Annotated in this window: 22 protein-coding genes; 8 read left to right on the top strand and 14 right to left on the bottom strand. The window is 62.8% G+C overall.

The genetic code is table 11. The annotated features are described in order from the left end of the window. Positions 1-169 precede the first annotated feature (169 nt). Positions 170-1,483 (top strand): 30S ribosomal protein S12 methylthiotransferase RimO, encoded by a 1,314-nt coding sequence (rimO, locus tag MESOP_RS22250; protein WP_013895597.1) that lies wholly within the window; start codon positions 170-172, stop codon positions 1,481-1,483. A 50-nt stretch (positions 1,484-1,533) separates the two neighbouring features. Here rimO and MESOP_RS22245 read toward each other — a convergent pair whose 3' ends face one another. Beyond that, positions 1,534-1,977, bottom strand: a complete 444-nt coding sequence (locus tag MESOP_RS22245; RefSeq protein WP_013895596.1) for a hypothetical protein — start codon at positions 1,975-1,977, stop codon at positions 1,534-1,536. 238 nt (positions 1,978-2,215) lie between these two features. On the opposite strand from MESOP_RS22245, the gene MESOP_RS22240 reads away from it, so the two are divergent. Then, on the top strand, positions 2,216-3,322 hold the full coding sequence (locus MESOP_RS22240; RefSeq protein ID WP_013895595.1) for an acyltransferase family protein: 1,107 nt from the start codon (positions 2,216-2,218) through the stop codon (positions 3,320-3,322). Between the two features lie 46 nt (positions 3,323-3,368). Here MESOP_RS22240 and MESOP_RS22235 read toward each other — a convergent pair whose 3' ends face one another. The 8 genes from MESOP_RS22235 to MESOP_RS22200 all read right to left on the bottom strand — a co-directional run bounded on the left by MESOP_RS22235 (position 3,369) and on the right by MESOP_RS22200 (position 11,684). Next, entirely contained in the window at positions 3,369-4,436 is a 1,068-nt protein-coding gene (locus tag MESOP_RS22235) for a BMP family ABC transporter substrate-binding protein (RefSeq protein ID WP_013895594.1), read from the bottom strand. 50 nt (positions 4,437-4,486) lie between these two features. Further along, positions 4,487-5,407 (bottom strand): ABC transporter permease, encoded by a 921-nt coding sequence (locus MESOP_RS22230; protein WP_013895593.1) that lies wholly within the window; start codon positions 5,405-5,407, stop codon positions 4,487-4,489. After that, complete coding sequence (locus tag MESOP_RS22225) at positions 5,407-6,537, bottom strand: ABC transporter permease (RefSeq protein ID WP_013895592.1); 1,131 nt, start codon at positions 6,535-6,537, stop codon at positions 5,407-5,409. The genes MESOP_RS22230 and MESOP_RS22225 overlap by 1 nt, the downstream gene beginning before the upstream one ends. Next, on the bottom strand, positions 6,534-8,111 hold the full coding sequence (locus tag MESOP_RS22220; protein ID WP_041164228.1) for an ABC transporter ATP-binding protein: 1,578 nt from the start codon (positions 8,109-8,111) through the stop codon (positions 6,534-6,536). Before MESOP_RS22220 ends, MESOP_RS22225 begins: the two co-directional genes overlap by 4 nt. Positions 8,112-8,244: 133 nt before the next feature. Then, positions 8,245-9,222 (bottom strand): quinone oxidoreductase family protein, encoded by a 978-nt coding sequence (locus MESOP_RS22215; RefSeq protein WP_013895590.1) that lies wholly within the window; start codon positions 9,220-9,222, stop codon positions 8,245-8,247. 28 nt (positions 9,223-9,250) lie between these two features. After that, complete coding sequence (pcsA, locus tag MESOP_RS22210; protein ID WP_280739558.1) at positions 9,251-10,030, bottom strand: phosphatidylcholine synthase; 780 nt, start codon at positions 10,028-10,030, stop codon at positions 9,251-9,253. A 95-nt stretch (positions 10,031-10,125) separates the two neighbouring features. Next, positions 10,126-10,740: a DUF1326 domain-containing protein gene (locus MESOP_RS22205; protein ID WP_013895588.1), complete on the bottom strand. Its 615-nt coding sequence runs from the start codon at positions 10,738-10,740 to the stop codon at positions 10,126-10,128. A gap of 14 nt (positions 10,741-10,754) precedes the next feature. Further along, on the bottom strand, positions 10,755-11,684 hold the full coding sequence (locus tag MESOP_RS22200) for a DUF2182 domain-containing protein (RefSeq protein WP_013895587.1): 930 nt from the start codon (positions 11,682-11,684) through the stop codon (positions 10,755-10,757). Between the two features lie 70 nt (positions 11,685-11,754). Between MESOP_RS22200 and MESOP_RS22195 the strand changes: the two genes are divergently transcribed. Beyond that, on the top strand, positions 11,755-12,969 hold the full coding sequence (locus MESOP_RS22195; RefSeq protein WP_013895586.1) for a UbiH/UbiF family hydroxylase: 1,215 nt from the start codon (positions 11,755-11,757) through the stop codon (positions 12,967-12,969). A 149-nt stretch (positions 12,970-13,118) separates the two neighbouring features. Further along, positions 13,119-13,442, top strand: a complete 324-nt coding sequence (hspQ, locus tag MESOP_RS22190) for a heat shock protein HspQ (protein WP_041164227.1) — start codon at positions 13,119-13,121, stop codon at positions 13,440-13,442. 91 nt (positions 13,443-13,533) lie between these two features. On the opposite strand, the gene MESOP_RS22185 is transcribed toward hspQ, so the two are convergent. After that, the gene (locus tag MESOP_RS22185) at positions 13,534-14,163 is read right to left on the bottom strand and encodes an invasion associated locus B family protein (protein WP_013895584.1); all 630 of its coding nucleotides are present in this window, start codon (positions 14,161-14,163) and stop codon (positions 13,534-13,536) included. Between the two features lie 233 nt (positions 14,164-14,396). Here MESOP_RS22185 and MESOP_RS22180 point away from each other — a divergent pair, with 233 nt between their 5' ends. From MESOP_RS22180 to mgtE, 4 genes are all read left to right on the top strand, one after another. Beyond that, positions 14,397-16,214 (top strand): extracellular solute-binding protein, encoded by a 1,818-nt coding sequence (locus tag MESOP_RS22180; RefSeq protein WP_013895583.1) that lies wholly within the window; start codon positions 14,397-14,399, stop codon positions 16,212-16,214. A gap of 16 nt (positions 16,215-16,230) precedes the next feature. Beyond that, on the top strand, positions 16,231-16,911 hold the full coding sequence (locus tag MESOP_RS22175) for a DsbA family oxidoreductase (RefSeq protein ID WP_013895582.1): 681 nt from the start codon (positions 16,231-16,233) through the stop codon (positions 16,909-16,911). Between the two features lie 474 nt (positions 16,912-17,385). Continuing rightward, a complete protein-coding gene (locus MESOP_RS22170; protein ID WP_013895581.1) occupies positions 17,386-19,278 on the top strand; it encodes an ABC transporter ATP-binding protein/permease in 1,893 nt (630 codons plus the stop codon). Between the two features lie 272 nt (positions 19,279-19,550). Then, the gene (mgtE, locus tag MESOP_RS22165; RefSeq protein WP_013895580.1) at positions 19,551-20,915 is read left to right on the top strand and encodes a magnesium transporter; all 1,365 of its coding nucleotides are present in this window, start codon (positions 19,551-19,553) and stop codon (positions 20,913-20,915) included. Positions 20,916-20,979: 64 nt separating this feature from the next. Here the strand turns inward: mgtE and MESOP_RS22160 are convergent, their stop codons facing one another. From MESOP_RS22160 to rpiA, 4 genes are all read right to left on the bottom strand, one after another. Next, a complete protein-coding gene (locus MESOP_RS22160) occupies positions 20,980-22,143 on the bottom strand; it encodes a serine hydrolase domain-containing protein (protein ID WP_013895579.1) in 1,164 nt (387 codons plus the stop codon). A gap of 44 nt (positions 22,144-22,187) precedes the next feature. Next, entirely contained in the window at positions 22,188-23,576 is a 1,389-nt protein-coding gene (gene gor, locus MESOP_RS22155; protein ID WP_013895578.1) for a glutathione-disulfide reductase, read from the bottom strand. Positions 23,577-23,706: 130 nt separating this feature from the next. After that, the gene (locus MESOP_RS22150; RefSeq protein ID WP_013895577.1) at positions 23,707-24,321 is read right to left on the bottom strand and encodes a DUF2059 domain-containing protein; all 615 of its coding nucleotides are present in this window, start codon (positions 24,319-24,321) and stop codon (positions 23,707-23,709) included. Beyond that, the gene (rpiA, locus tag MESOP_RS22145) at positions 24,308-25,039 is read right to left on the bottom strand and encodes a ribose-5-phosphate isomerase RpiA (RefSeq protein ID WP_013895576.1); all 732 of its coding nucleotides are present in this window, start codon (positions 25,037-25,039) and stop codon (positions 24,308-24,310) included. Before rpiA ends, MESOP_RS22150 begins: the two co-directional genes overlap by 14 nt. Positions 25,040-25,041 lie beyond the last annotated feature (2 nt).

Below are 25,041 nucleotides of genomic sequence, written 5' to 3'. Positions count from 1 at the left end.
CCTGCTCGCGACGTTTCGCAATGTCCTGGCCTGTCGTCCGGTTTGCTTGATCAGGCAAGCCATGCTATTGCGCCGCGCGTATTGGCTTGTGCCAAGCGCCTCAGACCGACATCTATAGCGACTTGAGGCCGGACCCGTTTCGGCCCGTACCCTCATTGGAAACTTGCCTATGTCCGCCCCCCGCGTCAGTTTCGTCAGCCTTGGATGCCCGAAGGCCCTTGTGGACTCCGAGCGCATCATCACGCGGTTGCGCGCCGAGGGCTATGAGATCGCCCGCAAGCATGACGGCGCCGATCTTGTCGTCGTCAACACCTGCGGTTTCCTCGATTCCGCCCGCGACGAGTCGCTCAACGCCATCGGTTCCGCGCTGTCGGAAAACGGCAGGGTCATCGTCACCGGCTGCCTCGGCGCCGAGCCGGACGTGATCCGCGAAAAGCATCCAAACGTGCTGGCGATCACCGGCCCGCAGGCCTATGAGAGCGTCATGGCCGCCGTGCATGAGGCCGCTCCTCCTTCGCACGATCCCTATATCGACCTTTTGCCGCCGCAGGGCGTCAAGCTGACGCCGCGCCACTATGCCTATCTCAAGATTTCGGAAGGCTGCAACAACCGCTGCACCTTCTGCATCATTCCGGCTCTTCGCGGCGATCTCGTCTCGCGGCCCGCTGCCGACGTGCTGCGCGAGGCCGAGAAGTTGGCCAAGGCCGGCGTCAAGGAACTGCTCGTCATCTCGCAGGACACCAGCGCCTACGGCATCGACATCAAGTACCAGACGTCGCTGTTCGGCGACCGCGAAGTGCGAGCGAAATTCCTCGATTTGTCGCAGGAACTGGGCAAGCTCGGCATCTGGGTGCGCATGCACTACGTCTACCCCTACCCGCATGTCGCCGACGTCATCCCGCTGATGGCCGAGGGAAAAATCCTCCCCTATCTGGATATCCCGTTCCAGCATGCCTCGCCGCAGGTGCTGAAGAACATGCGCCGGCCCGCGCACGGCGAAAAGACGCTCGAGCGCATCCGCGGCTGGCGCGACGTGTGCCCCGATCTCGCCATCCGCTCGACCTTCATCGTCGGCTTCCCCGGTGAGACGGACGACGATTTCGAGATGCTGCTCGACTGGCTGGACGAGGCAAAAATCGACCGCGCCGGCTGCTTCAAATACGAGCCGGTCCGGGGCGCCCGCTCCAACGACCTCGGCCTCGAACAGGTGCCGCAGGAGATCAAGGAAGCACGTTGGCATCGTTTCATGCAGCGCCAGCAGAAGATCTCGGCGACGCAGCTCGCCAAGAAGGTCGGCAAGCGCCTGCCGGTGCTGATCGACGAAGCGCACGGCACATCGGCAAAGGGCCGCACCAAATACGACGCGCCCGAGATCGACGGCTCGGTCCACATCCAGTCGCGCCGTCCGTTGCGCGCCGGCGACATCGTCACCGTCAAGATCGACCGTGCCGACGCCTACGATCTTTACGGCTCGGCGGTTTGACGGCTGCCGAAAGGGCGCCTTTGCGGCGCCTCGTTTTGGCATTTTTTTCGTCAGAGCTTCACGGACTCGATTGCAGACAGGGACCGGTCGATGCCCTGGTTGAGGGTCCTGTCCAGTCGCGTGCCGGCTGACTGGCCTTCGATCACCGACAGCCTCGCGGCAAATCCCAGATGGTAATCCACGAACCACTCGGGCCGCGGCTCGGGCTCCGGAAACGGCCCCCACCACGGAGGCAGCTTCGGCAGCTTCGGTGGCGTCGGGCACCAATCGTCGAGGTCGCTCAGCACCCCTTTCATGTCTTGCCCGCCGCGCTCGGCGATCCATGCATGGCGCACGAATTCGTCGGCGATCGCGGCGCCCAGCTCGTGAGGCGGGAGCGGCTGAGGATTGAGGGCGATTTGTGCAAGCCGCCCCTGTGGTCCGCGCGGAATGACGTCATAGATGGCTGGAATACGCCTACCAATAATGGCTAGGAGTTTTTTATTCAATTGCATAAGATTTTCTCCTGCTGACGTTCGTAACGCCGGCCAATTTTGTCCGGGTGGCAAGATGAATATGTAAGTAAAAAGGCAAATGCGTCTGTGAAGGCGGTCACGGAACTGCGTTACAGACAATTGCGCCCGGTCGGATGCTTCTGCCGCCATTTACCAAATTTCGCGATGGTTCAGGCCTCTTAACCCGCTCAGCCGCGATCCGCACTATGGTCTCAGGACCATAAATGCGGGAATTCGGATGGATACCAGACCTGCCGGGCAGGATTACATCGCGACGCTGGACCTGCTCAGGCTGGCCGCGGCACTTGCCGTCGTGCTCTTCCACTATTTCTTTCGTGGCGCGGCCGCCGAAGGCGTTCTCGCCGAGGGCTATCCCGATGCCGCGCCATTCGCCATCTATGGCTACCTTGGCGTCAATCTATTCTTTCTGATCAGCGGCTTCGTCATCGCGTGGTCGGCGGAAAGCCGCAGCTGGCACCAGTTTGCGATCGCCCGTTTCGTTCGCCTCTATCCCGGGTTCCTGTTTTGCATGACGATCACCTTCATCGTCGTCGCTTCGGTCGGCGCACCGCTGTTTGCAACCTCTCTCAGGCAGTATGCCGCCAACCTGTCGATGTTCGCGCCGGCCCTCGGCCAACCTTTCATGGACGGCGTCTACTGGTCGATCGTGCTTGAACTGGTTTTCTACGGATGGGTGACGCTGGCCCTGCTCACCGGTGTTTTTCAGAAGCGCAAGCTTGAGCTGATCTTCATCTGGCTGGCGATATCGGCGTTGAACGAATTCTTCGTCGGCAGTCATGCGGCAAGGCTGTTGTTCATCACCGAGTTCGGCCCGTTTTTCGCCGCGGGCGTGCTGGTCCACCATCTGCATGCGCATGGCCGGTCACTGCCGGCGTTGCTGCTGCTTGGCGCAGCGTTCCTGTTGTCCTGCGGAACGCTTTCGGTGACGCAGCACTGGATGCTGAACGAATATGGCCTCGCCGTTTCGCAGCATCCTCTCTGGGCCGCCAATGTCGTCATGCATGGCGCATTGATCGGCGCGGTCCTGCTGCGCAATCATGTCAGGCCGTCCGTTCTGACGATGGCGCTCGGCGGGCTGACCTACCCGCTCTACCTCCTGCACCAGAACATCGGCTATCTCGCCATCGATGCCGCCGCACCGTTGGTTGGCAAATGGCTCGCGGCATTCGGTTGCATCGCGGTTCTGCTCGCCGCCTCCTGGACGGTCTGGCGTTACTGGGAACGGCCCGCCCAACGGTTGCTCAAGACATGGCTTGGCCATGCCGTGGAAATTGTGCTGGCAAAGTATCGGGCGGCCCCCGGCCGAACCCAACCCGCCGAATGAAAAAGGGCGCCGCGCGGCGCCCTTTCCGTTCGAGATCCGTGCAAGCTTACTGCGGCAGCTTGTCGTCGACACCCTTGACGTAGAAATTCATGCCAAGAAGCGTGCCGTCGTCGGCGACTTCGCCGTCCTTCAGCCATGCCGAGCCGTCCTGCTTGGCGATCGGTCCGGTGAAGGGGTTCCAACCGCCGGCGATCTTCTTCTCGGTCGCCTCGGCCATCGCCTTCACGTCGTCGGGCATGTTGGTGTAAGGCGCAAGCTTCACCGCGCCGTCCTTGATGCCGAGCCAGACATTGTCCGGCTTCCAGGTGCCGTCGATGGCCGCCTGGACCCGGCTGATATAGTACGGACCCCATTCGTCCGTCAGCGAGGTCAGCTGCGCGTTCGGCGCGAACTTGATCATGTCGGAAGACTGGCCGAAACCGTGCAGCTTGCGCTCTTCGGCCACCTGCAGGGCAGCGGTCGAATCGGTGTGCTGGACAATGATGTCGGCGCCCTGGTCGAACAGGGCCTTGGCGGCATCCGCTTCCTTGCCCGGATCGAACCAGGAGTTCACCCAGACGATCTTGGCCTTGAAGTTCGGGTTGATCGACTGCGCGCCGAGCATGAAGGAGTTGATGCCCATCACCACTTCCGGGATCGGGAAGGAAACGATGTAGCCGGCGACGCCGGACTTCGATTCCTTGGCGGCGATCTGGCCAAGCACGTAGCGGCCTTCATAGAAGCGCGCATTGTAGATGCCGAGATTGTCCGATGTCTTGTAGCCGGTGGCGTGCTCGAACATCACCTTCGGGAACTTCTTGGCGACCTTCACTTCGGCGTCCATGAAGCCGAACGAGGTGCCGAATATGATCTTGCAGCCCTCGCGCGCCAGCCGCTCGAAGGCACGGTCGGCATCGGGACCTTCGGAGACGTTCTCCAGGTAAGCGGTTTCGACCTTGTCGCCGAGCGCCTTCTCGACTTCGAGCCGGCCCTGATCATGCTGGTAGGAGTAGCCGAAATCGCCGATCGGGCCGGTGTAGACCCAGCAGGCCTTCAACTTGTCGGCAGCCTCCGCTGACGCCGCCAGCGACAAGGCCGCTGTCGTCGTCATCAGGGCAATAAGCAGTTTTTTCATTGTGTTACCTCTCTGTGTTAAGCCTTGGAGCTTCCCGTTTTTTATTGTTGTCAACGATCCGGAACGAATGGCTGCCCCAGGGATGCCGGCGTGTTCATCATCGTCAGACGCTTGTTGCGCGAGATTAGAACGAGAACCACGACGGTTGCCAGATAGGGCAGAGAAGAAAGCATCTGCGAGGGCACCGGAATGCCAAAAGCCTGTGCATGAAGCTGGCCGATCCACACCGCGCCGAAGATGTAGGCGCCGGCCAGCACCCGCCACGGCCGCCATGACGCGAACACCACCAGCGCCAGCGCGATCCAGCCACGGCCCGCGCTCATGTTCTCGACCCACTGCGGCGTATAGACCAGCGACAGATGGCCGCCGGCAAGGCCGGCGCAGGCGCCGCCGAAGATGACCGAGAGATAGCGGTAGCGGATGACCCTGATGCCGAGCGCATGCGCCGAGGTATGGCTGTCGCCGATCGAGCGCAGCGTGAGCCCGGTGCGGGTCTTGAACAGGAACCACATCACGGCGGCCGTCAGCGCGATCGAGATGTAGAAGATCGGATCCTGGCCGAACAGCAGCCTGCCAACTATGGGTATGGAGCTGAGGCCGGGAATATCGAGATTGGGCAACCTGACGCCGGGCTGGCCGACGAAGCTGGTCCCGATCATGCCGGAGAGGCCGAGGCCGAGCAGCGTCAGCGACAGGCCGGTCGCCACCTGGTTGGTGGCCAGCGACAGCGTCATGACGGCAAACAGCAGCGAGAACGCCGCCCCCATGGCGATCGCCGCCAAAAGGCCGATCCAGGGCGAGCCGGTCAGGTAGCCGGCGCCGAAGCCGCCGACCGCGCCCATGATCATCATGCCTTCGACGCCGAGATTGAGCACGCCAGAACGTTCGACCACCAGTTCGCCGATCGCCGCGATCAACAGCGGCGTCGCCGCCGTGGCGATGGTCAGGAGGATGTTGACGGTGATGTCCATCAGCGGGCTTCCTTCAACTTTGGCGCGGCTTCGAGCTTTGCAGGAGCTTCCTGTTTCGTCAGCGCCAGGCCGATCAGGCGGATGCGGTAATGGATGAGCGTGTCGCAGCCGAGCACGAAGAACAGCAGCATGCCCTGGAAGACGCGCGCCACCTTGTCGGAAATGCCGAGCGCGCTTTGCACCGCCTCGCCACCGAGATAGGTCAGCGCCAGCACCAGGCCGGCGGCGACGATGCCGAGCGGATTGAGCCGGCCAAGGAATGCGACGATGATGGCGGTGAAGCCGTACCCGGGCGAGATCACCGGCTGCAATTGCCCGATGGCGCCGGAGACTTCCGAGATGCCGGCCAGACCTGCCAGCGCGCCCGACAGCAGGAAGGCGAAGAACACCATCCGGCTGAGGCCGAAGCCGGCGAAGCGCCCTGCCCTCGGGCTGGAGCCGAGCACGCGGACTTCGAAGCCTTTCAGCATGCGGCCCATCAGGATCCAGATCAGCACCGCGGCAACCAGCGCGAAGACGAAACCCCAATTGGCGCGTCCGGCGTCGGGCATCAGTTCCGGCAGCACGGCCGAGTCGCCGAACTGGATCGTCTGCGGAAAACCATGGCCTTGCGGATCGCGCCATGGGCCACGCACCAGCCAGTCGAGGAAGAGCTGGGCGACATAGACCAGCATCAGGCTGGTCAGGATCTCGTTGGTGTTGAACTTGGTCTTCAAAAGCGCCGGGATCGCCGCGTAGGCCGCACCGCCGACCATGCCGAGCAGAAGCATCAGCGGCAGCACCAGCGGCCCTTCGAATTGCGGAAACAGCACCGGAATGGCGGAGCCGAAGATGGCGCCGAAGATGAACTGGCCTTCGGCGCCGATGTTCCAGATGTTGGCCTTGTAGCAGACGGACAGGCCGACGCCGATCAGGATCAGCGGCGCCGCCTTGATCGCCAACTCATGCAACTGCCAGACCTGGCTGATCGGCTCGATGAAATAGATCCGGAACGCAGTCAGCGGGTTGACGCCGAGCAGCGCGAACAGCACCGCGCCGGCAATGATCGTCAGCGCGAAGGCAATGAACGGCGAAAGTGCCGAAAACAGCGCCGAGCGCTGCGGGCGTTTGACGAGTTCGAGGCGCATCATGCCGTCTCCAGCGTGTGTTCGGCGTGGCCGGGCTCGGCGCCGCCCATCAGCAAGCCGATCTTCTCGAAGGTTGCTTCGGCGATCGGCAGCGGCTTGGAAAGTTCGCCATTGTGCATGACGGCGATGGCATCCGATATTTCGAACAGCTCGTCGAGATCCTGGCTGATGACCAGCACCGCCGATCCGCTGCGCGACAGTTCGATCAGCGCCTGCCGGATGTGAGCGGCGGCACCGGCATCGACACCCCATGTCGGCTGGTTGACCACCATGACGCTGGGCCGGCGGTCGAGTTCGCGGCCGACGATGAACTTCTGCAGATTGCCGCCCGAAAGTGCCGCGGCTTCCGGATCCGGCGCGCTCTTGCGCACATCCATCGCTTCGATGATGCGTTGGGCGGCGGCGTAGACAGCACCGCTCTTCACCATGCCGCCGGTGCCGACAAAGGCCTTGCCGTCGGTTGCATGGCGCGACAGCAGAAGGTTTTCCGAAAGTTTCATGCGCGGTGCCGCGCCATGGCCGAGGCGCTCTTCCGGCACGAAGGCGGCACCCAGCAGCCGCCGTCCGGTGATGGTGAGGCCGCCGGCATCCTTGCCGCGGATGCGCACCGAGGCAGAATCCTGTTGCAGGACTTCCCCCGAGACGGATTCGAAGAACTCGCCCTGGCCATTGCCGGCGACGCCCGCGATGCCGATCACCTCGCCGGCGCGGACATTCAAGCTGATGTTCTTGAGCGGAATGGAGAACGGCGTTGCCGGTTTGCGGGTAAGGTTGCGGATTTCGAGCAGCGGCTGTGCGGTTTCGATCCCCTCGACCGGCGCGCGCACCACGGCCTGCACTTCGTTGCCGACCATCATGCGGGCCAGCGATGACGCCGTCTCCTCGCGCGGGTTGCAGTGGCCGACCACCTTGCCGTGCCGCAGCACGGTCGCGCGGTCGCAGATGCGTTTGACCTCTTCCAGCCGGTGCGAAATGTAGAGGATCGATTTGCCTTCCGCGCGCAGCCGCTCCAGCGTCTCGAACAGCTTGTCGGCCTCCTGTGGCGTCAGCACCGAGGTCGGCTCGTCGAGGATGATGAGCTGCGGCGTTTGCAGCAGGCAGCGGATGATCTCGATGCGCTGGCGCTCACCAACCGACAGGTCGCCTACCAGCGATTCAGGATCGAGCGGCAGGCCGTAGCTGTAGGAAAGCGCCCTCGCCTTGGCGGCGATGCTGCTGATCGGCGAGCCGTCATCCAGCGACAGCGCGATGTTCTCGGCCGCGGTCAGCGCCTCGAACAGCGAGAAATGCTGGAACACCATGCCGATGCCGAGCTTTTTCGCAGCACCTGGACTGGTGATCCGGACCGCCTGGCCGTTCCAGAAAATCCCGCCGGAATTGGGTTCCAGCGAGCCGAACAGCATCTTGACCAGCGTCGACTTGCCGGCGCCGTTTTCGCCGAGCAGCGCGTGGATTTCACCTCTGGCGATGTTGAGATCGATATGATCGCACGCCGTCAGTGTGCCGAATATCTTGGTCAGGCCACGAACCTCGAGCAGGTTCGCCCCATCATGATTTGCACTCACAGTGCCTCCCATCCGTATTGCCGGATATGTTCTGTGTTCCCGCAAGCATGGTAGGCGCCGCCGGCTCTCAACGGAAAGCGGCACGCGTCTTGAAAGAGCTTCAAGAATTTCAGCGGAAATTCAAGGGATAACAAGGCTGGCGGGACTAAGGAACGAGAATTGTCGTTCCGGTGGTCCTGCGGCCTTCGAGATCCGAGTGCGCCTTGCCTGCATCCTTCAGCGCATAACGCTGGTTGATCTTGATCTCGACGGCGCCGCTCAGCACCACCTCGAACAGGGCCTTCGCCGAGGCGTCAAGGTCCTCGCGCTTTGCGTTGTAGACGAACAGCGTCGGCCTCGTGGCGAACAAGGAGCCCTTCTGGGCCAACAGCGACATCGAGAACGGCGGGATCGGCCCCGAGGATTGGCCGAAGCTGACGAACATGCCGAGCGGCCTCAGGCAGTCGAGCGAGGCCGGAAATGTGTCGTTGCCGACCGAATCGTAGACGACGTCGCATTTCCTGCCGCCCGTGATGGCCGCGACGCCGGCGACGAAATCCTGTTCCTTGTAATTGATGACATGGTCGAAGCCGTGCGCCCTGGCGAGCTCGATCTTGTCGGTCGAGCTTGCCGTGCCGATGACGGTTGCGCCCAGATGTTTCGCCCATTGGCCAAGGATGAGCCCGACGCCGCCGGCCGCGGCATGAAACAGGATCGTGTCGCCTGCCTTCACCTTGAAGGTCCGGCGCAGGAGATATTCGGCGGTCATGCCTTTCAGCATCATCGCCGCGGCCTGTTCGTCGCTGATGCCATCCGGAACCTTGACGACCCGGCTGGCATCGATGACGCGCTCCTCGGCATAAGCACCTGTCGTCACCGCATAGGCGATCCGATCGCCCGGCTTCAGCCAGTCGACGTCCTGCCCCACCTTCAGCACCACCCCGGCGGCCTCGCTGCCCGCGATGAGCGGGAATCCGCCCGGCGGCGGATAGAGGCCGGAGCGATGATAGACATCGATGAAATTGAGGCCGATCGCCGTATGCCTGACCAGGATCTGCCCCGAACCCGGCTGGCCGGGATCGGCATCCTCGTAGGTCAGAACTTCCGGGCCACCATGGGCGTGGATGCGGATCGCTTTGGACATGGATGGGCTTCCTCGAGACGTGGGCTGGTCAGGCCTTCTTGGCACCAAGATTTGGAAAGAACTGCATGATGCCACCGATGCAGGCGAGGTAAAGCCCGGTAACGGAAATACCGATCTTGGTGAACGTGCCGACCTGTTCGCCAAGCACGCCGATCTGGTCGTAGAAGGCCGCGAGAGCCGCCTGCGCAAGCGCAAGCGCGCCGAAAGCGCACCACAATAGCGTCATTGTCAGATTGATGCGCCGCAGCCGCACCACCCGCACCGGGTGAATGAAATTGATCGGGACGAAGGTCAGGATGCCGGCCACCACCACCACCGCGAACGAAACCCATTGTCCCGGCTCGATGACAAACAGCGTGAACACCACCATGTTCCAGACGACGGGGAACCCCTTGAAGAAATTCTCCTTCGTCTTCATGCCGGTGTCGGCATAGTAGATCGCGCTGGAGACGACGATGATCGCCGCCGACAGGAACGACAGGCCCTCGCCCATGAAGCCGCGCTGGTAAAGCGCGAAGGCCGGGATCAGCACATAGGTCACGTAGTCGATGATGTTGTCGAGCATTTCGCCCGACCAGGTCGGCAGGATTTCCTTGACCTCGAGTTTCCTGGCGATCGGCCCGTCGATGCCGTCGACGAACAATGCCAGCCCGAGCCACCAGAACATAGCAGTCCAACGCTCTTCGCTCGCCGCCACAAGCGACAGGAAGGCCAGGAACGAGCCCGAGGCGGTCAGCAGATGCACCGAGAACGCCCTTGCCTGCGGCCAGGTGACTTTCTTCCTCGGCCGCGGAATCCGGTCCGCGATCTTCTTGGCGGCTTTTCTGGCAGCCGTATTCCTGGCCGCCAAGTTCCTGGGCGCCGAGTTCTTGGGCGCCAAGTTCTTGGGCGTTGTGTTCTTGCTCACGGGCCCCGCCAATCCAGCTTGCAGATTTCGGCCGAGCGGCCGGCAAAATTCCAGTTGCGGCCAAAGGCCCGCATCTTGCTCTTGTCGGATTTGGCCACGATGATCTCCGGCGCGATCCAGTATTCCGAATTGCTGATCACCGTATCCTTCTCGCGATCCTTGCCCGCTATCGGCGTCACCGCCCCGTCGATGATCTTCGGTATCTGGAAGATGCGCGTCTTGTCCCGCGTCTCATAGGTGATCGGGACCTGTTCGACGCCCAGGAATTTTCCGACGAGGATCGACAGCAGCGACGTGGTCCCGCCCGCCTTGCCGGTGAAGATCTTGGTCAGCGCCTTGACGGCGTAGATCGAGGCGCGTTGGTCGATGAACAGGCCCGCGGTCCAGTTGCCGCGGCTCATGTAGCCGGGGATTTCCATGACCAGTCCCAGGTTGAGGCCGGAGAGGTCGACCTCTCCGAAATGACCGGCATCGATACGGAAACCCGCCCAGGTCTGGCAATAGCCCTCGGTTGGCGGATGACTGCCAAGCGACAACACGCAAGGGCAAAAAACCGTGCAATTGCAGGAGAGTACGAGCTCTCCTTTCATTGCCCAGCCCGGATCTGTCATTGAATTTCCCCCACTCAAAGCGAGACTACTAGCAGCGCGGCTGCCCAGACAAGCAGTATCGCACCGGCCAGCCGGGTTGGAAGACGGCTCGCCGTTTGTTTTTCGATGAGGGTGAACAGACCGATCAACGCCATCCAGAAGACGTTCATGACGCCGACGGCGAACATCACCAGCATCAGCGCCCAGCAGCAGCCGAAACACCATAAGCCTTGCGCAACTCCGAGCCGGAAGACGCGGACGGCTCTCGCGCTCCAGTTCGAAAACAGGATCGAGAACGGGTTCCGGCATTTCTTCAGGCAGGCCTGCTTGAGGCCGCTGAACTGGTAGAGGCCGGCAACCAGCAATGCGAAGGCGCCGGCGATGCCCAGCACCGGATCGTACATCTGGCCGGACGCGGCGGATGCATGCACCGCAAGCGTCAGCACCGCGAACATCGCGGAGGCGAGGAACCAGACGCTGAGATACCCTGCGACCAGCACCAGCGGGTGGACGACGGGTTCCCCCTTGATCCGTGCCGTATCGGCGATCTCGCAATAGGTGCGGATCATCGGCGCCGCGGAAGGCAGCATCGCCGCGATCGCCATCAGGAACCACATCAGGATGAGCGCCAAGGCGCGCGGGCCGATGCTTCCCTCCAGCGGCGCCGGCGACAGGCAGAGCGCGAAGAACCGTTCCAGGACATCGGGCAGCGGCAGTTGCGGCAGGTGGCGCAGCAGAGCGTCGCCGGGCGCGCTGCCGCCGGTCTCGGCGCCGCGGATCGCCATAGCGGCCAGGAACAGCCAGGCAAGCGCGATGCCGGCGCCCACAACGACGTTGACCGTCAAGCGCGGGTTGCGTGCAATGTCGGCCATGGCGCGGCCGGCGCGGTCGAGATGGCTGAAGTCGTCCTGGTGGCCGGTCATGGCAACCGAATGGGCCGAATCGCCGCGTTGATCAAGCCGCATGATCTGACCTATATGCTCAGCAACTGGCAGGCCGGGTGGCCCGCCTCGCACAGCAAGCCGGAAACCGATCTTGGAGCGTAAGCAAACAGCACGGATACTGGTCGCCGGCACAGGGCCGGCGGGACTGATCGCGGCACTTGCCTTCGCCGATGCCGGTTTCCGGGTAACGCTCGTCGGGCCGGAGGCTTCGGTCCCCGATGGGCGCACCACGGCCCTGATGAACCCTGCTTTGAAGGTGCTTGAACGGCTCGGCGTGCTCGAAGACATCAAGCCCAACGCCGCACCCTTGAAAGTGATGCGCATCGTCGATGCGACCAGCCGGCTGATCCGCAGTCCCGTCGTCACCTTCCGCGCCAGCGAGATCGATGAGGACCAGTTCGGGCTCAATCTGCCCAACGCCGTCTTCGGCCCCGCACTGGCCAGCAAGGTTGCCGCGCATCCGGGGATCGAACGGCTGGTGTCGATGGTCAAGACCTGGCATCTCGACGCCGACATGGCCCATGCCGCTCTCGCCGACGGCAGCGAGGTCGGCGCATCGCTGGCGGTCGCCGCCGATGGACGCCTGTCGCCCGCCCGCGAGGCAGCGGGCATTTCGACCGCGTCGCGCTCCTATCCTCAAGCCGCGCTCGTCCTGAACTTCCATCATAGCCGCGACCACGCTTCCACCTCTACGGAGTTCCATACCGAGACCGGTCCGTTCACGCAGGTTCCGCTGCCCGGCGATCGCTCGAGCCTCGTCTGGGTGGTCAAGCCCGAGACCGCCAGGGAGCTTGCCGCATTGGACGACGCAGCGCTCTCGTTGCGGGTCGAGCAGCAGATGCAGTCGATGCTGGGCCGGGTGACCGTGGAGCCGGGCCGCCAGATTTATCCGCTTTCGACCGTGACCCCCCTGCGCTTTGCCCGGCATCGGGTGGCGCTTGTCGGCGAGGCCGCCCATTTGTTCCCGCCGATCGGCGCGCAGGGTCTCAACCTGGGCATCAGGGATATTGACGATCTGGTTGGAATCGCGAGCGAAAATCGTGAAGACCCTGGCGAGCCCAAGGCGCTGGCCGCCTACGATTTCAAACGCCGGCCCGACATCCTGGCGCGCAGCAGCGCTGTCAATCTGCTCAACATGTCGCTGCTTTCCGACATGCTGCCGGCGCAGATGGCGCGCGGTGCCGGTCTCGGCGTGCTCGGGGGCGTTGCACCGCTGCGTGCCTTTTTCATGCGCGAGGGACTTCGTCCCGGCAGCGGCTTTGCAGCACTTGCGGGTGGCCTGCGAAAGCCGGTGCGGCGAAACTGACGATCTTGCGGATTTTGCCGCGATATCGCGACTTCAATCAAAAACTTTGCTCCGCGCGCTGCGTAGCTTGAAGACGCTAAAAACGCTTCGGGATTGAATTGACTCGGAGTCTGCGCCAAATAAAGCCAAGGAATTCAGTGGTGAGTACGATGAAAACGGCCAAATTCGCGATCGGACAGGTGGTTCGCCACCGGTTGTTTCCGTTTCGTGGCATCATTTTCGACGTCGATCCACAATTCGCCAACACCGACGAATGGTACGAGGCCATCCCCGCGGACGTGCGGCCAAGCAAGGATCAGCCATTCTACCATCTGCTCGCCGAGAATTCGGAAACCGAATACATCGCTTACGTATCCGAGCAGAATCTGCTGGCGGATCAATCGGGCGAGCCGGTTCGTCATCCGCAGATCAAGGAGATGTTCGACAAGAGGCCGGATGGACGCTACGAGCCGAAACGGCAGTCCAGGCACTGACTTTCCGGCATTCCGGATGCGTCCAGGAACGAAAAAAGCGGGGCATGACCCCGCTTTTTCTCTGGCTTCGGTATTGGCCCGATGCCGGTGATCAGTTGGCGGTCTTCGCCTTGTCCTGTTCGTCCTTGAGCTTCTTGGCGAAGTCCTGGTTGTTCTTGGCGACGAAGTCCTGCAGCTTCTTCTGCCGGTCCTCGATGTCCGACTGCTGCAGCGGCGGGCCGTCATAGGCGCCGCTGAAGCCCTGCAGTGCGATCTTGATCGGGTTGGCCTGGTTCTGGAAATTGATCGAGGTCAGCGTGATCCCCTGGCCCTTCTTGAACGAGGCGACAAGCTGGTCGGTCAGCGGCACTTCGGCCACGCAACGGTCCGGGAAGCAGATGACATAGTCGAGCTTCTGCGCTTTGCCGGTGTCGATCTGCAGGCCGATGCCGGGAGGCACGAGGCGGCCCGTCGGGACCGTCACCTGGAACACCTTGCGGTTCACCTTGCCCTTGAGCTCGATCAGGCTGACACCGGTGACGAGCTGGCCATTGCCCGCGGTGACGATATTCTGGACGTTGCAGATGTCGACGTCTTCCTGCTTGGTGCAGGCCTTGAACCAGCCCTGTGGAATCTGCGGCTGCTGCTGTGCGGAAGCAGCGGGAAGCCCTGCACCCAGAAAGCCGACCACGCCCGCGGCCATGACCGAAAGGCGGTACGCATTGCTGTTCAGGCTCGTCATGTCGTGCACTTCCTCTCAAATAATCCCGGGACCGGCTTCTTCGCGCCGCGTGGTCCAGCTACCTGTTGCCGAAATGAGGCAACAGAATGACTTCGGACGGCGTGTTACACTGCAAGCGGTGTCGAATCCAGCCCGCCCACTTGTAATTCTTGATGACACCATTGGCCGGCACGCAGCCGCCTCATGCTAGTGTGCGCATCGAATCATCAAGCCGACCTGTTAAGGAGACGGTCATGGGCCGCGTTCTTGTTTGGCTGATCACCGCGATATCGTTTCTCACCCTGCCGCAGCCAGCGCTTTCGGCGCCAAAATACGCTATTGCGATGCAGGGCGAACCGGCCCTGCCGCCGGACTACACCCATTTCAGCTACGTCAATCCCGACGCGCCGAAGGGTGGCAGCATCACCTATTGCGTCGTCGGCAGCTTCGACAACCTCAACCCTTTCATCCTGAAGAGCCTGCGCACGACGGCGCGCGGCATGATGGACACGATCTTCGGCAATCTGGTCTTCGAGCCGCTGATGCAGCGCAGTGCGGACGAGGCTTTTACCCTTTATGGGCTGCTGGCGGACAGCGCCGACATGGACCCGGAGCGCAAGAGCATTGAATTCCATCTCAACCCGAAGGCCAAATGGTCCGACGGGCAGCCGGTGACACCCGAAGACGTGCTGTTCACCTATGATGCCTACACGCAGAAAGGCCGTCCGCCCTACAGCGACCGCATGGCCAGGATCGCCAAGCTGGAAAAGACCGGCGACCACAGCGTGCGCTTCACCTTCAACGACAAGGCCGATCGCGAGTTTCCACTGATCATCGCGCTGACGCCGATCATTCCCAGGCACGCCTTCGCCATGGACACGTTCGACAGGACGACGTTGAAGCCGTTGATCGGCAGCGGTCCCTACACGATCGCGCAGGTGCAGCCCGGCCAGCGCGTCGTCTTCAAGCGCAATCCCGACTACTGGGGCAAGGACGTTCCCGCCAAGCGCGGTTTCGACAATTACGACCAGATCACCATCGAATATTTCCTCAACGCCAACGCCAAGCTCGAAGCGTTCAAGAAAGGCCTTTGCGCCATCGACGATGACGGCGATCCGGTCAAGCGCGAGCGCGATCTCGACTTCCCCGCCTTCCACAAGGGCGAGGTGGTCTCTGAAACCTTCGACACCGGCATTCCGCCTGTGGTGACCGGCTTCTTGTTCAACACCAGGCTGCCAAAGTTCTCCAATCCGGTGGTTCGGCGCGCGCTCGGCATGCTTTACGATTTCGAATGGGCCAACAAGAACCTGTTCGGCGGCAAATACGCGCGCACGATGAGCTATTGGCAGAACTCCGAGCTTTCCGCGCTCGGCCATCCGGCCGACGACAGGGAAAAGGCGCTGCTGGCGCCCTACCCCGGCCGTGTGCCGTCCGACGTGATGGACGGCACCTGGAAACCGCCGGTGACCGATGGTTCGGGCCAGGACCGCAAGGTGTTGAAGACGGCTTTCGATCTCCTGAAAAGCATCGGATACCACCTGCAGGGCGGCACGATGCTCGATCCCGACGGCAAGCCATTCGGTTTCGAGATCATGACCTCTTCGCAAGACGAGGAGCGCCTGGCCGGTATCTACCAGCGCACATTGGAGAAGATCGGCATCAACGTCAGCATCCGCAGCCTTGACGGCGACCAGATCCAGTCGCGCAAGCAGCGTTTCGATTTCGAGGTGCTGGTCGGCTCGAGCGGCTTCAACAATTCGCTCTCCCCAGGCATCGAGCAGATCGGGCGTTGGTCGTCCAACGCCGCCAAGACCGAAGGATCGTTCAATCTCGCCGGCGTCGCCGACCCGGCGATCGATGCCGCGATCGAGGCAATGCTGCGGGCTCGCTCGAAGGAAGATTATGTCGCCGCGGTCCGTGTCCTCGATCGGCTGCTGATCTCGGGCAACTACATGGTGCCGATGCAGTACAACACGCAGCAATGGCTTGCTTACTGGAATTATCTGGAACATCCGAAGAAGACGCCCATATTCGGTTATCAACTGCCAACATGGTGGCGCAAGCCGAACTGAAAATCCGGAGATCGAGATGAGCGAAGCGAACGCCATTACCGTCGATGTGGTGTCGGACGTCGTCTGCCCGTGGTGCTTCATTGGCCAGAAGCGGCTGGACAAGGCGGTCGCCGCGGCCGGCGATGTCGAAGTGCACATACGCTGGCGGCCATTCCAGCTCGACCCGACCATTCCGCCCCAGGGCAAGGATCGCCGTGAATACATGCTGGCCAAGTTCGGCAGCGACGAGCGCATTCGCGAAATTCACGCCCGCATCGAGCCGCTTGGCGAGGCCGAGGGCATCTCCTTTGCCTTCGACGCCATCAAGGTGGCGCCCAACACGCTGGACGCGCATCGCCTGATCCGTTGGGCCGGCGCCGCCGGTGAGGCCGTGCAGAACAGTCTGGTGCGCCGCCTGTTCCAGTTGAATTTCGAGCAGGGCGTCAACATCGGCGACCATGCCGTGTTGGTCGAAGCCGCCCGCGAGGCCGGCATGGATGCGTCCGTCGTGGAGACATTGCTGCCGACCGACGCCGATGTCGAAGCGGTGCGCACCGAGATCGCTACCGCCGCGCGCATGGGCATATCAGGCGTGCCGTGCTTCCTGCTCGAAGGCAAATATGCCGTGATGGGCGCGCAGGATGCCGACACCCTGGCCGACGCGATCCGTCAGGTGGCGGCCGCCAAGGCGCGTGGCGAGTTGGAGAAGGTCGGCTGAGCCGATCACGGGCCATTTCCGGCTGCCGGCAAAGATAGCGGCGGCAAGGAATCAGGCATCCAGAACGGCGTGTTTTCGCAAATTCGGATTGGTCCGCGCCGAAAAATCGGCCTGCCGGGTAAGCCAAAAGAGTAACGAAACCGTGTAAATGCCTTCCCCAAGGGAAGGTGAAGGCGTCTCGGCTCGCCATCGGGTAATCATTTGAAATTATTGTGTTAAATTGCCCCTTCGTCGGCTTTCTCGCGGCGCTGGGAAAGCCCGTCCTGTTGCCTTGTCGACACGCTCGCCACCACAATCCGGCTGACCCCCTACAAAAATTAATAGAAAATGATCAATTGGTGTTACCATCCGTAACAAAAGAAAAAAGGTTTGGGCGGGATCGTGATTCGGATCGGCAGACGATCGCAGGAGTCAGTACCGGATGGACTACACCGCGGCGCCGCAGGGCAGTCGCTTTTGACGCCGGTATCCTCGATGCGCAGTTTCTGGGGGCTCATGCGAGCCTACTGGATTTCGGACCGCTGGAAGGAAGCCTGGACGCTGACAGTGGTGATCGCACTGCTCACCGCGGCATCCAGCAAGGCAGGCGTCTGGTTCGCCGAAGCGTCCGGTGAACTGGTCAATTCGATCGCCTTCTTCCACGACGCCGCCAACACCACGCCGCTGCGCACCCTGCTGGTCAACGCCGGCATCCTCGTATTGCTGGTCGTGCTCAAGGACGCCGGCTTCACGGGCGTCCGCAACCTTGTCTCGGTAACCTTGCACCGCAAATGGCGCGGTTGGCTGGACAGCCGTTTCAACGAGGCGCTGCTCGACGGCAACCACACGCATTTCCATGCGCAGCATGCGTCGACCGGCGGCAGCACGCCCGCTCCCGACAACATCGACCAGCGCATCCAGGAATCGATCAAGGACATGACCGGCGGCGCCATTGGGCTGGCCATGGGTGTGCTTGGCGTCGCCACCTCGCTCTATTTCGTCGGCCAGAAGCTGCTTGAAAACTCCGTCGAGGTGAAAGGGCTTGAGTTCCTCGGCAGCTATGGCAGTGCCGTCCTGGCCTTCCTGGCGGTCGCCACCTACGTGCCGTTGAACACATGGATCGCGGTCAGGCTCGGCAGCCTGCTCGAGCGCCTCAACGTTCGCATGCAGCAGGCCGAAGGCAGCTACCGCGGCGAGCTGACGACGTTCCTGCGCCGCAGCTTCCATGTCGCGGCATCCCACGGTGAGGGTGTGCAGAAGAGCATGCATCGCCGGCTCTATGTCGACATCGACGGAACCTGGTCGCGGCTGAACATCGTCAACACCGTCTATATGTCATTCGAGCTGATCTACAATTTCATCGGCGCCCGCATTGTCGCCTACGGCCCCGGCCTCGTGCCGTTCATCCATAACGGCCTTGACCTCAAGGGCTATATCACCGGCTCCGAACTGGTCAATTCGTTGATCGGCCAGTGTTCGTGGTTCATCCATGTCATGCCGGCGATCGCCACGCTGCGCGCCAACAGCCAGCGTGTCACCGAACTCGCGAATGCGATCGAGACTGTTCAGCATCCGCAGGAATTCTACAGCCAGACCGGCCGCTCCGACTTTAACTATGCCAGCCAGAATCCGGTCTTCGGCCTGACCATCCAGAAACTCGAACTGGCGCATCAGGGCGAGGACGCAACGCCGTTCCTCAGTGCCGCCAACCTGCGCTTCCGGCGCGGCGAGTGGACGTTCCTGAAGGGCGAGTCCGGTTGCGGCAAGACCTCGCTGATCAAGGCGATCAACGGCCTGTGGCCCTATGGCCGCGGCACGATCGTCTTCCCCGAAGGGGTGAAGAGTTTTTATGCCGCCCAGGAGGTCAAGCTGCAGCAGGTGTCGCTGAAACAGCTGGTCTGCCTGCCGGGCTCCGAATACAACCATGGCGACGCACAGGTGGCCGCGGCGCTGCACAAGGCCGGCCTTGGCGACTTCATCGAGCACATGGCCAATGAGCACCGTGAGGGCAAAAGCTGGGATCAGGTTCTGTCGGGCGGCCAGAAGCAGAAGCTGGTTGTGGCGCGCATCATCCTGCAGCAGCCGGGGCTGCTGTTCCTCGACGAAGCAACCGGTGCACTCGATCCCGACGGCAAGATTGCCTTCCATCAAGCCATCAAGGACAACTGCCCCGATGTCACGGTGATCAGCGTCATGCACGAAGCCGTGGCGCCGAGATCCGTTGCCGGCACGGAGTTCTACCACTCGATGGTGCTGATCGCCGACGGCGTCGCCTCCAAGAAGCCCCTGGCTCCGAGCCTGCCTGTCGAACTCACCACGATCCTCGCGCAGCCGCGGCCGGTCGAAGACAAATGGCTGCGGTTCCCGCGCCGGCTGAAGCAGAAATAACGACGCTTTCACCGTGACTTGCCGCGCCTGGCGGCGGCCGGTGATCACAGTCTCGCGATCGGAGCCGTCAGGCGCCGTTTTCCTCCCTCACGATGATTGACTCGGCAAGGCGCGCTTCTATGTTGCGCCGGCTTGCAGACAGTCGAAACGCAAACCCGCAAGCGGAAAGGTCACCGCGCCATGCCTGGCGACAGTATTAGTCGAACGCAACCGCCGTCCGCCTAGACGTGACCTGAACGGTTCATGTCCTGCCGGACGGCAAGGAGTGAACCATGAACGATTTTTTCCCCGTAGCGGACGACGAGGCCGTCGCCATCGCCCGCATCCTTGCTAACGACCATGTCGCCGACGTGGTCGAGGCACTCAATCACGAATCGCGTGAAACAGCGACCGAGCTGCTTTGCGAGGTGCCGTTCGAGCGGTTGGTCGAGATTTTCGACCAACCTGAACTTGAAGACGCTCCCGAACTCGTGGAGGCCCTGCCCCGCCCCAAGGCAAGCAAGCTGCTCACCGCCATGTCCGTCGACCGCGCGGCCGACATCCTGCGCGAGCTCGATGAACCGGCACGCTCGGAACTCCTCGGTGCGCTGGCACCACCGCTGCGCGCGACCCTGCTTTCCATCCTGGGCTATCCCGAAAGCAGCGCCGCATCGATCATGACGACGGAGTTCGTCAGCGTCCCTTCGGACTGGACCGTCGGGCGCACGCTCGACTACATCCGCAAGGTCGAGCGGACACGCGAAACCGTCTACGCGATCTACATCGTCGATCCGCAAACGCATCTCCTGGTGCGCTCGACCGGCCTGCGCCGGTTGATCACCGGCGAACCCGACGACTCGATCATGTCCGTGGCGCCTGATCGTATGCCGGTGACCGTCACCCCGTTGACCGATCGTGAAACCTTGGCGCAGACGATCTCCAAATACGATCTGCTCGCCGTTCCCGTCGTCGACCATGGCAAGATACTCGGCATCGTCACCATCGACGACATCATCGACACGATGATCGAGGAGACGACGGAGGACGTGCACCGCTTCGGCGGCATGGAAGCGCTCGACGAACCCTACATGAAGATGAGCTTCCTCGCCATGATCAGGAAGCGGGGCGGCTGGCTTTGCGCGCTGTTCATCAGCGAGATGCTGACGGCGAACGCCATGCAAAGCTATGAGGGCGAGCTGGAGAAGGCGATCGTGCTCACCTTGTTCATCCCGCTGATCATGAGCTCCGGCGGCAATTCCGGTTCGCAGGCGACGTCCCTGGTCATCCGGGCGCTGGCGTTGCGCGAGATCGGCCTGCGCGACTGGTGGCGGGTGGCGCTGCGCGAACTGCCGACCGGCCTCGTGCTGGGCGCCATGCTCGGCGTGGTCGGCATCTGCCGCATCGCGCTCTGGCAATATATGGGCTTCTACGATTACGGCCCGCACTGGCCGCTGATCGCCACGACCGTCGGCGCGGCGCTGGTCGGCATCGTCACCTTCGGTTCCCTGTCGGGATCGATGCTGCCGTTTGCCTTGAAACGGATCGGCTTCGACCCGGCCAGCGCCTCGGCGCCATTTGTTGCCACGCTGGTCGATGTCACCGGCCTGGTGATCTATTTCTCGGCGGCGCTGGTGATCCTGCGCGGCACGCTGCTGTAGCAGCGTCAACGCTTTCCGCCGCTGGCAGTCGCCGGCGGCGGAACCCTCTCTCCCCGAAATGATCTTAGACCTGCCTGCCGTAGATGGTGTCGCGGAGTGCGTCGGGGAAGGCGCCCATCATGCCTGCTATCGCCGTGTTGGTCAGTGCCACCACCGTCAGGTCCAATGCCGGATCCACGAACCAGGAATGACCATAGACGCCGCCCCAGCGCCAGGTGCCGGCGGTCTGGGGCGTCGATGCTGCGAGCGGGTCGCGCAGGACACCAAATCCGAGCCCCCAGCCCCAGCCGGGCATGGTGGTTTCAAGACCCGGTATCGCGTCCATGGTCATCGCCGCTGCCATATCGGGGTGGATGACTGGCTTGCCGCCCGAACGCAGCGCTTCGAGCAGCTTGAGGACATCGCTTGCCGTCCCATTCATCCCGGTGCCGCCCGAGGCGAAGGAAGCATGGTCGAAGACGCGGCCGGGCGAGAATGCGATAAAACCGTCGGCGAAGGGCACGCGGTGATACGAGCCCATCGCGACGGCCTTGCCCTGCCCGTCGGCATAGGGCGTCACCAGCCGCGATCGATCGCGCACGGCAAAGGATGCGTCATGCATGCCGAGCGGCTGGACGACCAGGCGATCGACCAGCTCCGGCAAGGAAACGCCGGTGGCCCTCGCCATAACCTCGCCCAGCACATCCATCGCCACCGAATAGCCCCAGCCGGTTCCCGGCACGTAGGACAGCGGCAGCGAGGCGATGCGGTCGAGGTTGTCGGCCATGGAGAGGCCGGGCTGGTCGAGACCGTCGGAGACGCCGGCGCGATGATAGGGTCCGTCCGCCGGTTGCCGGAAACCGTAGCTGAGCCCGGCGGAGTGCGTCAGCAGCTGCCGGATGGTGATGACGGGTTCACTGCCATCAGCCAGCTTCGGGCGGAATTCAGGGATGTACTTCGATATGGGATCGTCGAGGCCGATGACATCCGCTTCGACCAGGGCAAGTGCCGCCGTCGCGACCACGGGTTTGGTCACCGACGACAGCCGGAAGATCGCGTCCGCCGTCATCGGTTTGTTCGTCTCGCGATCGGCAAGGCCGGCAGCGCGGCTGTAGAGGATTTCGCCACGCCTGGCGACAAGGATCATGGCGCCGACGATGCGCCCGTCCTCGATGGCCCGGTCGACGACCTGATCGACACGTCCGCCAAAACTACCGTCAAGCGGTGCGGAAATGGTGGTTTCGGACATCGATAGCTCCCTTACCGCAAGCGCCAGGCGGCGGACGAAGCGTGTCAGACGCGCTCGCCGTCCTTCACGCGGTATGTCGGCTTGTACATGGTGACGAGCTCTTCCGCCGCGGTCGGGTGCACGGCCATCGTGCGGTCGAAATCATCCTTGGTTAGTCCGGCCTTCAGCGGAATGCCGAGCAGCTGCGCCATTTCGCCGGCATCCGGCCCCAATATGTGGGCGCCGAGCACTTTTCGCGAAGCGCCATCGACCACCAACTTGATCAGCATTTTTTCGTCGCGGCCCGACAGCGTATGCCGCATCGGCCGGAAGCTGGCGCGGTAGATCTCGATATCGGCGAAACGCTTGACGGCTTCATCCTCCGACAGGCCCACCGTGCCGATTTCCGGCTGTGAAAAGACGGCGGTCGCGATCGTGACGTGGTCGGGTGCGCTCGGGTTGTCCTTGAATGCCGTCTCCACGAAGCACATCGCTTCGTGGATCGCCACCGGCGTCAGCTGCACGCGGTTGGTGACGTCGCCGATCGCCCAGATGTTGTCGATGTTGGTGCGGGAATAATCGTCGACCTTGATCGCGCCGACAGGGGTCATCTCGATGCCGATGCCTTCAAGGCCCATGTTCTCGGTGTTGGGGATACGCCCGATGGCCAGCATCACCTGGTCGACCGTCAGCGTCGTGCCGCTGGTGAGCAGGGCGTCGAGCCGGCCGTCCGGGCGCTTGCGCACCCACTCGGTCACCGAATGCAAGAGTATCTTGATCCCCTTCTTCTCCATGGTCTCGTGCAGCGTGCGGCGCAGATCCATGTCGAAGCGGCTGAGGATCTCCTTGCCGCGATAGACCAGCGTGGTGTCGACGCCGAGACCGTGGAAGATGTTGGCGAACTCGACGGCGATATAGCCGCCGCCTTCGATCATGATCGCCTTCGGCAGCTCCTTGAGGTCGAACGCCTCGTTGGAAAAGATGCAGTGCTCGTGGCCGGGCAGCGCCGGATGCGCCGCCGGACGGCCGCCGGTGGCGATCAGGATCTGGTCGGCGGTGACGGTGCGGTCTTCGCCCAGAAGATGGACCACGTGCGGGTCGACGATCACCGCCCGCGAGTGAAAGGTCTCGCCGCCGGAGCCCTCGACATTCTTCTTGTAGATCGCCTCCAGCCGGCTGATCTCGCGATCCTTGTTGGCGACCAGCGTTTGCCAGTCGAAAGTGGCTTCCGGCACGGTCCAGCCATAGCCGGCCGCGTCGGCAAAAAGCTCCGGAAATTGCGAGGCATAGACATAGAGCTTCTTTGGCACGCAGCCCCTGATGACGCAGGTGCCGCCGAACCGGTACTCCTCGGCGATGCCGACGCGCTTGCCGAGCGACGCGGCGACGCGTGCCGCCCTCACCCCGCCGGAACCGCCGCCGATGACGAACAGATCGTAATCATAACCGGCCATGACGCGGCTCCTTGAACTTCAGGAAAATGAGCTTCGGAAATCCCGTCACAGGTAGGCTGCAAACCGTCAAAAGAAAAGCCCGGACAAGCCGGGCTTCGCAAATGGCCGCAAGGCCGTTTGAGGATGCTGATCAGTTCGCCGAATTGTCCGCGGGGGCCGAACCATCGGCAGGCGCCGCGCCATCCGCGGGAGCGGCTCCGTCCGCGGGGGCGGCAGCATCGGCGGGCGCCGCCGGCGCCTTCGCCTTGGCCGCCGCGGCCAGCGTTTCGCCGACCTGCTGTGCGAGATCGCGGGCAACGCCGTTTTGCCAGATGTCGGCCGCCTTGACCAAATCACGCGTCACCGTCGGGCCGCTGTCGAGCAGCTTCTTGCCGGCCTCGGAGGTATAGAAGGCCGCGATGTCGTTGAGATCTTTTTCGGAAAACACCTTCGCGTAGGCAAGGGCTGCTTCCTTCTCGAGATCCGCGCGGCGCGAGGCCATGGCCAGCGCCTTCTCGTTGATCGTCTTGCCGATCAGCTCCTGCATGTCCGGGTTCTTCTGGATGAGCTGCGATTCGAGCGCGGCCGCCGCCTGCGGCAAGATGTTGTCGAACGGGTCGGTCGCATGGATCGCCGCGACCGCCGCCCGGGCAGCCTTCAGGTGCGATTCCGTGACATCCTGTGAAAACGCCGGCGAGGAGAAGGCGATAACGGCCGAAGCCGCCAGAACGGCGCAAAGGCTGCGAACCCGGTTATGCAACATCATGGTCGATAGAACTCCCTGGTTTTCGGGCGGCATGGACGGTTTGGATACCGTCGCCGCCGGCGATGATGGCCGCTGACGCCAGCCCGATGAAAAGACCATGCTCGACCACGCCCGGAATGGCGTGGAGAGCATTCGAAAGCGCTCTTGTATCCGGAATGCGGCCAAAAGATGCATCGAGGATAAAATGGCCGCCGTCTGTAACAAAAGCCTGGCCTCCCGTCATCCTCAATGTAACCGGACCGGAAAGACCGAGCTTTTCAGCCGCTGCCGCGACCGCGATCTCGGTGGCGCGCAGGCCGAACTGGTTGACTTCGATCGGCAGCGGAAACCGGCCGAGCGTCTCGACCATCTTCGACCGGTCGGCAATGACGATCATGCGCTGCGAGGCCGCGGCGACGATCTTCTCGCGCAGCAGCGCGCCGCCGCCGCCCTTGATCAAGGTCAGCGCCGGATCGACCTCGTCGGCGCCGTCGACCGTGAGATCGAGCTCCGGCGTTTCCTCCAGCGTCGACAGAGGCACGCCAAGTTCGCGACACAGCGCGGCCGTGCGTTCCGAAGTCGGCACGCCGATGACGGTCATGCCGGTTGCGACCCTGTCGGCAAGCAGCCGCACGAACTCTTCCGCCGTGGTGCCGGTGCCGATACCGAGCCGCATGCCATCCGTGACATGGGCAAGCGCCGCCCGCGCGGCCTCGACCTTCAACTGTCTTGCATCCATGC

Origin of the sequence: Mesorhizobium opportunistum WSM2075, assembly GCF_000176035.2 — a bacterium.
GTDB classification, from domain to species: Bacteria; Pseudomonadota; Alphaproteobacteria; order Rhizobiales; family Rhizobiaceae; genus Mesorhizobium; species Mesorhizobium opportunistum.
The sequence above is the reverse complement of the archived record's forward strand: the minus strand, read 5'-3'. Positions and strand labels throughout refer to the sequence as shown.